Genomic DNA, 13130 nt, shown 5'->3' on the forward strand with positions numbered 1-13130 from the left:
GTGCCTAGCTGTCCCGGGCCGGGTCCGTACCCGTCCGGTTCCCACCGGCCCCGGACGCCTCCTCGCGCGCGTCCGAGCCCCCGTCGACATCGGTGTCGACATGGACGCGCGGCACCCGCTGTCCGATGCGCGTGACGATCTCGTACGCGATCGTGTCCGCGGCCCGCGCCCAGTCCTCGGCGGTCGGCTCGCCCTGCTCACCCGACCCGAACAGGATCGCTTCTGCCCCCGGTTCGACGGTTTCACCGCCCAGGTCGACCACGAACTGGTCCATCGCGACGCGTCCGCAGGCCCGCCGCCACCGGCCGCCGACGAGAACCGGGCCGCGCCCCGAGGCGCTGCGCGGCACACCGTCCGCGTACCCCACCGGGATCAGGGCGAGCGTGGTGTCGCGTTCGGTGACGTAGTGGTGTCCGTAACTGACGCCGTGCCCCGCCGGGACCTGCTTGACCAGGGCGACGGACGCGCTGAGCTTCATGACCGGGCGCAGGCCCAGCTCGGCGGGCGTGCCGAGTTCGGGGCTCGGCGAGACGCCGTACATCGCGATGCCGGTCCGTACCAGGTCGAAGTGCGCGTGCGGGAGGGTCAGAGTGGCCGGTGAGTTGGCGAGGTGACGCACCTCGGGGGCGAGGCCGCGGGTCTCCGCGTACGCGACCATTTCGCGGAACGCGGTGAGCTGGAGGTCGATGGACGGGTGGCCGGGCTCGTCCGCGCAGGCGAAGTGCGACCACAGGCCGGTCACCTTCACCGTGCCCTCGGCCTCGGCGGCGAGGGCCGCGGCGACCAGCCCGGGCCAGTCGGCGGGCTGACAGCCGTTGCGGCCCAGACCCGTGTCGGCCTTCAGCTGGATCTTCGCCGTGCGGCCCAGGGCGCGGGCGGCGTCGCTGACCTCTCGCAGCGACCACAGACCGCTGATCCCCATGTCGAGACCGGCCTCGATCGCCTCCCGCCAGGGCCCGCCCGGGGTCCACAGCCAGCACATCACGCGCGCGTCGGCCTCGGTGATCCCGGCGGCGCGCAGGGCGAGCGCCTCCTGCGGGGTGGCCGTGCCCAGCCAGGTGGCGCCCGCCCGGAGAGCGGCGCGGGCACAGGGCAGCGCGCCGTGCCCGTACGCGTCGGACTTCACGACGGCCATCAGCGCGGCGTGCGGGGCGCGCTCGCGCAACGACCGGACGTTGGCGCGCAGGGCGGCGAGGTCGATCTCGGCGCGGGCGCGCACGGGGGGCAGCGCCGTCGCCTGCGTCACCTCTGTCACCGACTGCATCATCGCCCTGCTCATCACGTCGTTCGTCCCGGTCTTCACGGTCATCGCCCCCAGTCTCGCAGAGCGGTCCGGCATGCCCGGCCGAGGCCGTGCACGAGCTGTCCGCCGCCGAGCGGGCCCACGGGCCGCTCGGCACGGGCCTCCTCACGCCATGTCACACCGTTGGCCGGGCCGATTCACCCGTGCGGCAGACCGTGCGTGGCGCACGGGACGGACGGGCTGCCCGATGAGACGCAAGGGCGGGCTCGCGTCCAGGAGTCCGCCGCACGCCGCTGAAGCTGAGGTGTCCATGAAGCGCGCCCCCCTCGTCCGCGTATCCGCGCTGTCCGCCCTCGTCGCCGTGGCGGTCGTCGCCGCACCGGTGGCGTCCGCGTCGGCCGCCCCCTCGGGGGCGGCCGTGCCGACCGCGTACGCCGCGCCCGAGCCGCCGTGCACGGCGCCCACCGGCCCGTACCAGTCGGAACTGGAACGCAAGCTGCGCCTCAAGGTCGACGGCAAGCAGTCACCGGCGGACTGCGTCGCCATCCGCAGACTCCAGCGAGAACTCAAGATCCAGCCGGCCGACGGCCGGGCCACCGCGAAGACGTACGGGCTGCTGCTGGTCCGCGAGGCCCGCAAGAACCCCAACGCGGCCGGCAAGTGCCCGACCCGCAGCTACTCCGTCACCTGCGTGGACCTCCCCCGCCAGCTCCTGTGGGTGCAGGTCGGCAAGAAGGTCACCTTCGCGCCGGTGCCGATCCGCAGCGGCATCCGCGGCCTGGAGACCCGGGTGGGATGGCACCGGATCTACTGGCGTCACAAGGACCACTTCTCCACCATCTACGACAACGCGCCCATGCCGTACAGCCAGTTCTTCAGCGGCGGCCAGGCCCTGCACGGCACCTACGGGGACCTCTTCGAGTCGGGCTCCGGCGGCTGCGTCAACCTGTACGTGGAGGACGCGGAACGGCTCTGGAAGAAGCTGGGCGTCGGCAGCATGGTCTACGTCTGGGGCGCCAAGCCGGGCACCAACGTCCGCCGCGACGGCAACGACCGCCGCCTCACCGACGACGAACTCGTGATCAAGGGCTTCGGCGGCGAGAACATCCCCGTCACCTGGGACCTCGACACCCCCCTCACCCCCACGCACCCCTGACCCCGCTGCCAGCCGCCGCCACCCCTCGGGCAGAGGACCGGGGGCCTCCCACCGGAGGTGAGCCCTCCGCCGAACGCCCACCCCGCTCCACGGCCCCCGCCCCACGGCCCCAGCTCCTCGGCCCCCGCCCCACGGCCCCAGCTCCTCGGCCGCCTCTCCCCGCACCCGCACCCGCACCCGCCCACACCCCCGCCACCCACGGCCCCCTCGTCGACCCCCTACTGGCTCCCCACCCCCCGCCAGGCCCCCGCCACCGCTTCCGCCACATCCCCCGCCCCCACCGGTGCCCCGCGCGCCGCCGACCGCCCCGCCAGCCCGTGCAGGTACGCCCCCACCGAGGCCGCGTCCACCGCCGTCAGGCCCGCCGCCAGCAGCGACCCCACCAGCCCCGACAGCACGTCCCCGCTGCCCGCCGTGGCCAGCCACCCCGTGCCCGTCGGGTTGACGCGCACCGGCCGCCCCCCGTCCGGCGGCGCGACGAGCGTCGTCGACCCCTTGAGCAGCACCGTCGCCCCGTACTTGACCGCCAGCTTCCGTACGGAGCCGAGCCGCCCCGCCTCCACCTCCGCGCGCTCCACCCCGAGCAGCCGCGCCGCCTCCCCGGCGTGCGGCGTCAGCACCGTGGGCGCGCCCCGCCCCCGTACCTCCTGCGGGTCGAGGCCCGCCAGGGCGTCCGCGTCGAGGAGCACCGGCACGTCCGACGCCAGCGCCTCGGCCCGCGCGTCCTTCGCCCGGTCGTCCAGGCCGGGGCCGACCACCCACGCCTGCACCCGCCCCGCCTCCGCGGGGGTCCCGTCGCTCACCAGCACCTCGGGGAACCGGGCCAGTACCGCCTCGCCGCCCTGCCCGACGTAACGCACCGCGCCCGCACCCCCGTGCAGCGCGCCCGCGACGGCGAGCACCGCAGCCCCCGGGTAGCGGGCCGACCCGGCGACGACACCCACCACCCCCCGCCGGTACTTGTCGCTCTCCGCCGCCGGTACGGGCAGCAGCGCCGCCACGTCGGCGTGCTGGAGCGCCTCCAGGTCGGCGGGGGTCCCGGCGGTCTCCAGCCCGAGGTCGACGAAGCGCAGCGCCCCGGCGCGTTCCTTCGCCGGGTCGACCAGCAGCCCCGGCTTGTACGCACCGAACGTCACCGTCGCGTCCGCCCGTACGCACGCGCCCTCCACCCGGCCGCTGTCGGCGTCGACGCCACTGGGCAGGTCCACCGCGACCAGCACCGCCCCGGAGTCCTCGGCCGCCCGCACGAGCGGCACCGCTTCGGGGCGCAGCCCTCCCCGGCCGCCGATCCCGGTGATCGCGTCCATGACCAGGTGGGCGCGGTGCAGCGCCACGTACGCGGCGGACCCGGTACCGCCTCCGGCGTGCGCCAGGGGGGCGGGGGGCCCGTCCACTCCCGCCCCGTGGACCTCGTGGACCTCGTGCGTCTCGTGGGGCCCCGGCACGATCCGGCCCCCGGCGGCCCGCAGGGCGGCGAGCCCGCCCGGGTGCGCCCGCTGCCGGGCGTCGACCAGCACGGCCGTCACGCCGGCCCCGCGACGGGCCAGCCGGGCCCCGGCGTACAGGGCGTCGCCCCCGTTGTCGCCGGAGCCGACGAGCAGCACGACCCGGGCGCCGTACACGCGCCCCGGCGTCCGGCCCAGCAGGTCGGCGCAGGCGGCGGCCAGTCCCGCCGCCGCCCGCTGCATCAACGCCCCTTCGGGCAGCCGTTCCATGAGCTCGCGCTCGGCGTTCCGTACGGTCTCCACGCTGTAAGCAGTACGCATACGCCCGAGTGTGCTCCGCGATGCCCCCGCCCACACACCGTCCGCGCCACGACCACCTGCCCGGCGGCCCGGCTCGTCCTGTCCGCCGCCGCGCGCACGGGCCGCCCGGCCGCACGGCTCGTCCTGCCCGGCGCGGCATGCTCAGGCCGCCCGGCCGCACGGCGGGGAGAGCGTCACGACCACCTGCCCGGCGCGGCATGCCCAGGCCGCCCAGACGCCCAGCCGCACGGCTCGTCCTGTCCGGCGCGGCGTGCTCAGGCCGCCCGGCCGCACGGCGGGGGGCGAGCGTCACGACCACCCGCCCGCCGCGGCGTGCTCAGGTCACCCGCCGCACGGCGGAGGCGAGCGTCACGCGCTCCGGCCGCCCGTCGCGCGGCCCGCAGCCCCGCGTCCGTCCCGCCCGTCACCCCTCCGCGATCACCACCGCCGAGGCCACCCCCGCGTCATGGCTGAGCGACACGTGCCAGGACCGCACGCCCAGCGCCTCGGCCCGTGCGGCGACGCTCCCCGACACCCGCAGCCTCGGCTGCCCGCTCTCCTCGACGTACACCTCGGCGTCCGTCCACAGCAGCCCGGCCGGCGCCCCCAGCGCCTTGGCGAGGGCCTCCTTGGCGGCGAACCTCGCCGCCAGCGAGGCGATGCCCCTGCGCTCCCCGCTCGGCAGCGTCAACTCCCGCTCGGAGAACAGCCGTTCGGCCATCTGCGGGGTGCGTTTCAGGGCCGCCCCGAACCGCTCGATCTCGGCGACGTCGATCCCGACCCCAACAATCACGTGTCCACACTCGCTCACTCGCTCGCTCACACCACGGTCACGGGCCCCGCCGGCCCGGCCCGTCGTCCCGCGCCGCGGCCCCGCGGAGGACGTCCCGCGCGGGTGCGACGAGGACCGACGGCTGAAGAAGCGTAGGCGCACCCGGCGCCCGGAGCAGCCGCCTTGCAGGCTCGCCCCCCACGTGACCCAGCCCACCCCGCTCGACCGGCGACAAGCGGCCCCGACCCCCGACAATGGACCGTGTGATCACTTCGCCGCCACGAAGCTCCCACCGCCGGGCCGAGTCGTCCCCGTACCTGGACCTCACCCGTGCCGAGTGGAGCGCCCTGCGCGAGAAGACGCCGCTGCCCCTCACCGCCGAGGAGGTCGAGCGGCTGCGCGGTCTGGGCGACGTCATCGACCTCGACGAGGTGCGCGACATCTACCTCCCGCTGTCCCGGCTCCTCAACCTCTACGTGGGCGCGACCGGCAACCTCCGCGGCGCCCTCAACACCTTCCTCGGCGAGAACGGCACCCAGCGCGGCACCCCCTTCGTCATAGGCGTCGCGGGCAGCGTCGCGGTGGGGAAGTCCACCGTCGCCCGTCTCCTCCAGGCGCTCCTCGCCCGCTGGCCGGAGCACCCGCGCGTGGAGCTCGTCACCACGGACGGCTTCCTCTACCCGATGAAGGAGCTGGAGAAGCGCGGCCTGATGGCCCGCAAGGGCTTCCCCGAGTCGTACGACCGTCGCGCCCTGACCCGGTTCGTCGCCGACGTGAAGGCCGGGAAGGACGAGGTCACCGCACCCGTCTACTCCCACCTGATCTACGACATCGTCCCCGACCAGCGCCTCACCGTGCACCGTCCGGACATCCTCATCGTCGAGGGCCTCAACGTCCTGCAACCCGCCCTGCCCGGCAGCGACGGCCGCACCCGGGTCGCTCTCGCCGACTACTTCGACTTCTCGGTGTACGTCGACGCACGCGCCGAGGACATCGAGCAGTGGTACCTCAACCGGTTCCGCAAGCTGCGCGCCACCGCCTTCCAGAACCCGTTCTCGTACTTCCGCAAGTACACCCAGGTGTCCGAGGAGGAGGCGATGGCATACGCCCGCAACACCTGGCGCACCATCAACCGCGCCAACCTCCTGGAAAACGTGGCCCCCACCCGCGGCCGGGCCACCCTGGTCGTCCGCAAGGGCCCCGACCACAAGGTCCAGCGGCTGTCGCTGCGCAAACTCTGACCGCTTCCGTACGGACGGGAGGGGCCCGACCGTCGCACTCCCGGTCGGGCCCCTCCCGTACTGCCGTCACTCGCCCACCGCCCAGGGCGCTCCGCACGGCGGTCACTCGGGTGCGTGCGTGACGCTTCGCACCCGCCGTCACTCGCGTGCGGTGCGGGCGCTGAGCACCGCCGTCACTCGCACTCACGTGCGGCGCGCGGGTCGCTCAGCACCGCCGTCACTCGCGTGCGGTGCAGGTCGCTTCACGTGCGGTGCGGGTCGCTCAGCCCAGCGCGGACTTCACCACGTCGGCCAGCCGCTCCGCGACCGCCTTCGCCTGTTCGATGTCGGCGGCCTCCACCATCACCCGTACCAGCGGCTCGGTGCCCGAGGGGCGCAGCAGTACCCGGCCGGTGGAACCCAGCTCGCGCTCGGCCTCGGTGACGGCCGCCGCCAGCTCCGGCGACGTGCCGACGCGCGACTTGTCGACGTCGGGGACGTTGATGAGGATCTGCGGCAGCCGCGTCATGACGCCCGCGAGGTCCGCGAGGGTGCGGCCGGTGGCGGCGACCCGGGCGGCCAGCATGAGACCGGTCAGGGTGCCGTCGCCGGTGGTGGCGTGGTCCAGGACGATGACGTGCCCGGACTGCTCGCCGCCGAGGGCGTAGCCGTGCTCCTTCATCGACTCCAGCACGTAGCGGTCGCCGACGCCGGTCTGGACGACCTCGATGCCCTCGCCCTCCATGGCCAGTTTGAAGCCGAGGTTGGACATCACGGTGCCGACGACGGTGTTCTTGCGGAGCTGCCCGGCCTCGCGCATGGCGAGCGCCAGCACGGCGAGGATCTGGTCGCCGTCGACCTCGTCGCCCGCCGCGTCCACTGCCAGGCAGCGGTCGGCGTCGCCGTCGTGGGCGATGCCCAGGTCGGCGCCCTGCTCGACGACGGCGGCCCGCAGCCGCTCCATGTGGGTGGAGCCGTAGCCGTCGTTGATGTTGAGGCCGTCGGGCTCGGCGCCGATGGTGACGATCTCGGCCCCGGCCCGCGCGAACGCCTCGGGGGAGACCCGGGAGGCCGCGCCGTGCGCTTCGTCGAGGACGACCTTCAGGCCGTCGAGACGGTTCGGCAGGACGCCCATCAGGTGCGCGATGTACTTGTCGAAGCCCTCGTCGTAGTCCGAGACGCGGCCCACGCCGCCGCCGGTCGGACGGTCCCAGGAATCCCCGCCGCGGTGCTGCGCGTAGACCTTCTCGATCCGCGCCTCCAGCTCGTCGGCCAGCTTGTGGCCGCCGCGCGCGAAGAACTTGATGCCGTTGTCGGGCATCGCGTTGTGGCTGGCGGAGAGCATCACGCCGAGGTCGGCGCCCAGCGCACCGGTGAGATACGCCACCGCCGGGGTGGGCAGCACACCGACGCGCAGGACGTCCACGCCCGCGCTGGCCAGGCCCGCCACGACGGCGGCCTCCAGGAACTCTCCCGAGGCGCGCGGGTCGCGGCCGACCACTGCCGTCGCCCGGTGGCCCTCGAAAGTGCCCGCCTCGGCGAGCACGTGCGCCGCCGCGACCGACAGGCCGAGCGCGAGCTCCGCCGTCAGATCCGCGTTGGCCACACCGCGCACGCCGTCCGTGCCGAAGAGTCGTCCCACAGCTGTCCTCCGAAATGCTCCGAAAACGCAAACCCCTGAGCGTCTTCTGCCCGTTGTACGCCCACGGTTGAATTAAACGAACGCCCCGGCGGCACGAAGAGTGCCACCGGGGCGAACGGTGATGCTGCCGAGCAAGCTCGGAATTAACGCTTGCTGTACTGCGGCGCCTTGCGGGCCTTCTTGAGACCGGCCTTCTTGCGCTCGACCGCACGGTCGTCGCGGGAGAGGAAGCCGGCCTTCTTCAGCGTGGCGCGGTTGTTGTCGACGTCGGCCTCGTTCAGCGCGCGGGCGACACCGAGACGGAGTGCACCGGCCTGACCGGACACGCCGCCGCCCGAGATGCGGGCGATGACGTCGTAGCGGTCGTCCAGTTCGAGCACCTTGAAGGGCTCGTTGACTTCCTGCTGGTGGACCTTGTTCGGGAAGTAGTCCTCAAGCGTACGCCCGTTGATCTTCCACTTGCCGGAGCCCGGAACGATCCGGACACGGGCGATGGCGTTCTTGCGACGGCCAAGGCCGGCGGCGGGCTGCGGGTCGCCGAAGCGGCCGGCGAGCGACTCGCTGGTGTACTCGCCCTCGACGGGAACCTCCGACTCGAAGGTGGTCACCTCAGCGAAGGTCTCTTCGCCCTCGGTGCCCTCGACGGGGTTCTCAACAGTGGTCTCGGCCACGATTCTCCTCAGATCTTTCTGTACGTCTTAGGGGGTGGCCGGAACTACTGCGCGACCTGGGTGATCTCGAACGGAACAGGCTGCTGGGCAGCGTGCGGGTGCTGGTCGCCCGCGTAGATCTTCAGCTTCGAGAGCATCTGACGGCCCAGGGTGTTCTTGGGGATCATGCCCTTGATGGCCTTCTCGACGGCCTTCTCCGGGCTCTTCTCCATGAGCTCGTCGTAGCGCATCGAACGCAGACCGCCCGGGAAACCGGAGTGGCGGTACGCCATCTTCTGGGTCTTCTTGTTGCCGGAGAGGTGGATCTTCTCGGCGTTGATGATGATGACGAAGTCACCCATGTCCATGTGCGGGGCATAGGTCGGCTTGTGCTTGCCTCGCAGGAGGTTCGCTGCCGTGGTCGCCAGACGGCCCAGGACGATGTCCTGCGCGTCGATGATGTGCCACTGGCGAGTGACATCGCCGGGCTTGGGGCTGTACGTACGCACTTCGTAGCCTTCGCTTCTTCAGTGGATGGGATCCAGACACACCTGAAGCGATCATGCAGCTGGGGCCCGCAATGCCGGGGACGATGCCCGTATGCGAGCCACTGGTAACTGCTCCAGGGAACCTACGTAAGGGCCGATCGCGTGAGTACGCCGATGCCGATACGTATAACAACAGCCGAGACTACCCGCGTGCCCCCGGGCGGGTCAAAACGCGCCGCCCCTCGCGGGCTCCCTGTCGGCTCCCCCGGCGACGCGGCCGGCCCGAGGCGGGGCGGAACGGGCGGGCAGGGCGCGGCCTCCGGCAGAGCCGATCCCCGCCCGGCCAGCCCCGGCACCCGCTCCGCGCGCCCGCCAGCCCCAGTACCGGCTCCGCGCGCCGGCCAGCCCCGTCCGCCTCGGCACCCGCTCCGCGCACCGGCCAGCCCGTCCGCCCCGGCACCGGCTCCGCGCGCCCGCCAGCCCTGGCACCGCGCGCCCGCCAGCCCCCGTCAGCCCCGGCACCCGCTCCGCGCGCCTGCCAGCCCCGTCAGCCCCGTCAGCCCCGTCAGCCCCGTCGACGTCCCTACCGCGCCCGCTCCACCCGCCGCTCGTCCCACACCGGCTCGGCCGTCTCCCGTACGACTCCGTCCGAACCGAAGACCAGGTACCGGTCGAAGGACTTCGCGAACCAGCGGTCGTGCGTGACGGCCAGCACCGTCCCCTCGTACGCCTCCAGCCCCTCCTGAAGCGCCTCCGCGGACTCCAGGTCCAGGTTGTCCGTCGGCTCGTCGAGCAGCAGCGCGGTGGTCCCCCGCAGTTCGAGCAGCAGGATCTGGAACCGCGCCTGCTGCCCGCCCGACAGCCGGTCGAAGCCCTGGTCGCCCTGCCCCTCCAGCTCGTACCGCCGCAGCACGGACATCGCGCCGCCCCGGTCCTTGGAGTGCTCCGCCCACAGGATGTCGACGAGGGTGCGCCCCATCAGCTCCGGATGCGCGTGGGTCTGCGCGAAGTGCCCGGCCACCACCCGCGCCCCGAGCTTCCAGGTGCCCGCGTGCGCGACGTCCTCCCCGGCCAGCAGCCGCAGGAAGTGCGACTTCCCCGAGCCGTTCGACCCGAGGACGGCGACCCGCTCCCCGTAGAAGACCTCCAGGTCGAAGGGCTTCATCAGCCCGGTCAGCTCCAGGCCCTCGCACGTCAGCGCCCGCACCCCGGTCCGGCCGCCCCGCAGCCGCATCGTGATGTCCTGCTCGCGCGGCGGCTCCGGCGGCGGGCCGGCCTCCTCGAACTTCCGCAGCCTGGTCTGCGCCGCGTGGTACCGGGACGCCAGCTCGTGGCTGATGGAGGCCGCCTGCCGCAGGTTCAGCACCAGCTTCTTCAGCTGCGCGTGCTTCTCGTCCCAGCGCCGCCGCAGCTCCTCGAAGCGCGCGAACCGTTCCTTGCGCGCCTCGTGGTACGTGTCGAACCCGCCACCGTGGATCCACACCTCCGACCCCGCCGGCCCCGGCTCCACACTCGCGATCTTCTCCGCGGCCCGCGACAGCAGCTCCCGGTCGTGGCTGACGAAGAGGACCGTCTTGCGGGTCTCCTTCAGCTTCCCTTCCAGCCACCGCTTGCCCGGCACGTCCAGGTAGTTGTCCGGCTCGTCGAGCAGCAGCACCTCGTCGGGGCCCCGCAGCAGCGCCTCCAGCACCAGCCGCTTCTGCTCACCGCCACTGAGCGTGCGCACCTCACGCCACTGCGCCTTCTCGTACGGCACGCCGAGCGCGGCCATGGTGCACATGTCCCAGACGGTCTCCGCCTCGTACCCCTGCACCTCCGCCCAGTCGCTCAGCGCCTGCGCGTACTCCATCTGCGCGGCCTCGTCGTCCCGCTCCAGAATGGCCGTCTCGGCCTTGTCGACGGCGGCGGCAGCCGTACGGATCCTCGGCTGAGCCACCGAAACCAGCAGGTCCCGTACGGTCCGCTCATCGCGTACGGATCCCACGAACTGCCCCATCACGCCGAGCCCACCGCTCACGGTCACCGACCCGCCGTGCGCCTGAAGCTCCCCCGCGATGATCTTCAGCAGCGTCGTCTTCCCCGCTCCGTTGGGCCCGACGAGGGCGACGACGGCCCCTTCCCCCACCCGGAACGAGACGTCACCGAGCAGCACCCGCCCGTCCGGCAGGTAGTACTCGACGTGGCCGACCTCAAGATGTCCCATGCCGAGCATTCTCACCGCCCGACGCCGCCCGACCCAACCGGATTACGACGCCGGCCCGGCATCCCCGCCTCCCCGCCCGCCCGACGGGCCCCGGAAGCCCGTTCACCGCACCGGTCCGCCTCGTTAGGATGCGCGGCATGAGCTTCGGGCATGGGGGGCCCTCCGGCGGCCCCGCGGGACAGCCCCCGCACGGCAACACCCCGCCGCACGGGGAGGGTGACGAATCCGCCCGGCATCCGGACCCGCGGTCCACCCCGCGGGACGGGGACGACCGGACCCCGTGGCCGGAGCAGGTGGGCCGGGACAACGGACCGGAACAGGACGGGCACGGCGCGGGACCGGGGAACGGCGCTGGCGACCAGGGTCCCGGGCCGGAGCGGGCGGGCCGGAGCGCCGGGCCGGGACAGAGCGGGCACAGCCCCGGGACCGGGCAGGACAGCCAGGACGCCGAGCAGTACGGACACAGCGCCCCGCAACCCCGCCAAAACTCCGGCCAGTACGGACACGGCACCCCGCAGCCCCGCCAAAACGCCGGACACTACGCACACGGCACCCAGCGACCCCGCCAGGACCCGCGCACCGCCGCGCCGCAGCCCGGCCCGTACGCCGCCGCGCCGCAGCCGAACCCGTACGCCGCTGCCGCGCAGCCCGGCCCGTACGGCAGCCCGCCCCAGCCGCACCTCGTACAGCCGGACCCGCACCACCACTCCTCGGCTCCGCCCGCCGCCGCCCCGCCCGGCCCGCACCGCGGCTCTCCCCAGCCCTGGGCACAGCCCGCCCCTCCCGTGGGCCCACTCCCACCGAACCCGGAGCAACCCAACCCCTACCTGGACCGACCCACCAACACCGCCCCGCCCGGCCAACCCCTTCGGCGGCCCGTCGCGGACATGCCTCCGGTGCAGCTCGTCCAGCCCTCCCCTGCCACCGCAGCCGCACCCTCACCGATCCCGGCACAAGGCCCCGCACCCACACCCGCACCGATCCCGGCACAGGGCCCCGCACCCGGGCAGTTCTCTCCCCCACCCCTGCTCCCCTCGTCCGCCGATCCTCTCGCGAGCGAGGGCAGGTCCGGGACGAACGGAAGCACCGGCCCCCACGGGAGCACCGGTCCGCACGGGAGCACCGGCCCGACCGGCCCCACCCCCGACTGGTCCGCCCTCGCCGACGCCGCGGCGACCCGGTCCCGCCGCAAGCGCCTCCTCTACGTCGGCGGCGGCGTGCTGGCCACTCTCGCCGTGGGCGCACTCGTCGCCACGGCGGTCGTCTCCTCCGGCAGTCCCTCCGACGGCAAGAACACCGCCCTCCCCTCCGCCGAGTCCCTTCCCGCCGAGGGCAACGCTCCCAGCCCCTCCTTCTCGCCGGTGGCCCCGCCGCCCCCGCCGGACCCCAAGGAGTTCATCTCCCACGTCCAGAAGGACAAGGCTCCGCTGAGCGCCGCCACACTCTTCCCGGGCACGACCCTGACGCTGGAGGGCCGCGCGTACACCAAGGGCGCCACGCACCAGACCAACGAATGCGCCGCCACCACTCAGGGCGCACTCGGCGGCATCCTCACGCGCAACGGCTGCGACCAGGTCATCCGGGCGACGTTCATCAAGAACAACACCGCGGTGACGGTCGGGGTGGCCGTCTTCGAAACGGAGGCCCAGGCGCTCAAGGCCAAGGAGCAGGTGAAGGACGGCATCGCCTCCCTCGCCGGCTCCGGCGTCCCCACCTTCTGCCGCAACGGCACGATCTGCCGCAAGACCGCCAACTCCTACGGCCGCTACGCCTACTTCACCGTCGGTGGCTTCACCGACAACAAGACGGACGTCACCACCGCGGACAAGGCCGTCTACGCGCTGGGCGACGACGCGGCCAAGTACACCTTCCTCCGCATCCACGAACGAGGCCGCGCCCAGGCATCCGCCGCCGCGGCCTCCGGCACCGTCAACGGCTGACCGGCCCCGCAGCCCTGTGACCCCCTGGCGGCCCACCCGCCCCCTGACTACCCTGACGCCGGGGCGGCGCA

10 protein-coding genes are annotated in these 13130 nt (G+C 73.5%); 3 read left to right on the top strand and 7 right to left on the bottom strand.

What is annotated here, in order from left to right; all coding sequences use genetic code 11:
* Positions 1 to 4: 4 nt before the first annotated feature.
* Complete coding sequence (gene alr, locus ACQPZG_RS14065) at positions 5 to 1264, bottom strand: alanine racemase (RefSeq protein ID WP_433549402.1); 1260 nt, start codon at positions 1262 to 1264, stop codon at positions 5 to 7.
* Between the two features lie 289 nt (positions 1265 to 1553).
* On the opposite strand from alr, the gene ACQPZG_RS14070 reads away from it, so the two are divergent.
* Positions 1554 to 2399 (top strand): L,D-transpeptidase, encoded by an 846-nt coding sequence (locus tag ACQPZG_RS14070; protein ID WP_433546139.1) that lies wholly within the window; start codon positions 1554 to 1556, stop codon positions 2397 to 2399.
* A gap of 218 nt (positions 2400 to 2617) precedes the next feature.
* On the opposite strand, the gene ACQPZG_RS14075 is transcribed toward ACQPZG_RS14070, so the two are convergent.
* Together ACQPZG_RS14075 and ACQPZG_RS14080 are read right to left on the bottom strand one after the other, a co-directional pair.
* Positions 2618 to 4165: an NAD(P)H-hydrate dehydratase gene (locus tag ACQPZG_RS14075; RefSeq protein WP_433546140.1), complete on the bottom strand. Its 1548-nt coding sequence runs from the start codon at positions 4163 to 4165 to the stop codon at positions 2618 to 2620.
* A gap of 403 nt (positions 4166 to 4568) precedes the next feature.
* Entirely contained in the window at positions 4569 to 4937 is a 369-nt protein-coding gene (locus ACQPZG_RS14080) for a holo-ACP synthase (protein ID WP_185028055.1), read from the bottom strand.
* Positions 4938 to 5170: 233 nt separating this feature from the next.
* Here ACQPZG_RS14080 and coaA point away from each other — a divergent pair, with 233 nt between their 5' ends.
* Entirely contained in the window at positions 5171 to 6157 is a 987-nt protein-coding gene (gene coaA, locus ACQPZG_RS14085; RefSeq protein WP_433546141.1) for a type I pantothenate kinase, read from the top strand.
* Positions 6158 to 6419: 262 nt separating this feature from the next.
* On the opposite strand, the gene glmM is transcribed toward coaA, so the two are convergent.
* From glmM to ACQPZG_RS14105, 4 genes are all read right to left on the bottom strand, one after another.
* A complete protein-coding gene (gene glmM, locus ACQPZG_RS14090; protein WP_433546142.1) occupies positions 6420 to 7778 on the bottom strand; it encodes a phosphoglucosamine mutase in 1359 nt (452 codons plus the stop codon).
* A gap of 143 nt (positions 7779 to 7921) precedes the next feature.
* Positions 7922 to 8449 (bottom strand): 30S ribosomal protein S9, encoded by a 528-nt coding sequence (gene rpsI / locus ACQPZG_RS14095; protein ID WP_185028049.1) that lies wholly within the window; start codon positions 8447 to 8449, stop codon positions 7922 to 7924.
* A gap of 44 nt (positions 8450 to 8493) precedes the next feature.
* The gene (gene rplM / locus ACQPZG_RS14100) at positions 8494 to 8937 is read right to left on the bottom strand and encodes a 50S ribosomal protein L13 (RefSeq protein ID WP_185028046.1); all 444 of its coding nucleotides are present in this window, start codon (positions 8935 to 8937) and stop codon (positions 8494 to 8496) included.
* 562 nt (positions 8938 to 9499) lie between these two features.
* On the bottom strand, positions 9500 to 11119 hold the full coding sequence (locus ACQPZG_RS14105; protein WP_433546143.1) for an ABC-F family ATP-binding cassette domain-containing protein: 1620 nt from the start codon (positions 11117 to 11119) through the stop codon (positions 9500 to 9502).
* A gap of 887 nt (positions 11120 to 12006) precedes the next feature.
* On the opposite strand from ACQPZG_RS14105, the gene ACQPZG_RS14110 reads away from it, so the two are divergent.
* Complete coding sequence (locus tag ACQPZG_RS14110) at positions 12007 to 13059, top strand: hypothetical protein (protein WP_433549403.1); 1053 nt, start codon at positions 12007 to 12009, stop codon at positions 13057 to 13059.
* Positions 13060 to 13130 lie beyond the last annotated feature (71 nt).

It is taken from the genome of Streptomyces sp. CA-294286 (genome assembly GCF_050947155.1).
Lineage (GTDB): Bacteria > Actinomycetota > Actinomycetes > Streptomycetales > Streptomycetaceae > Streptomyces.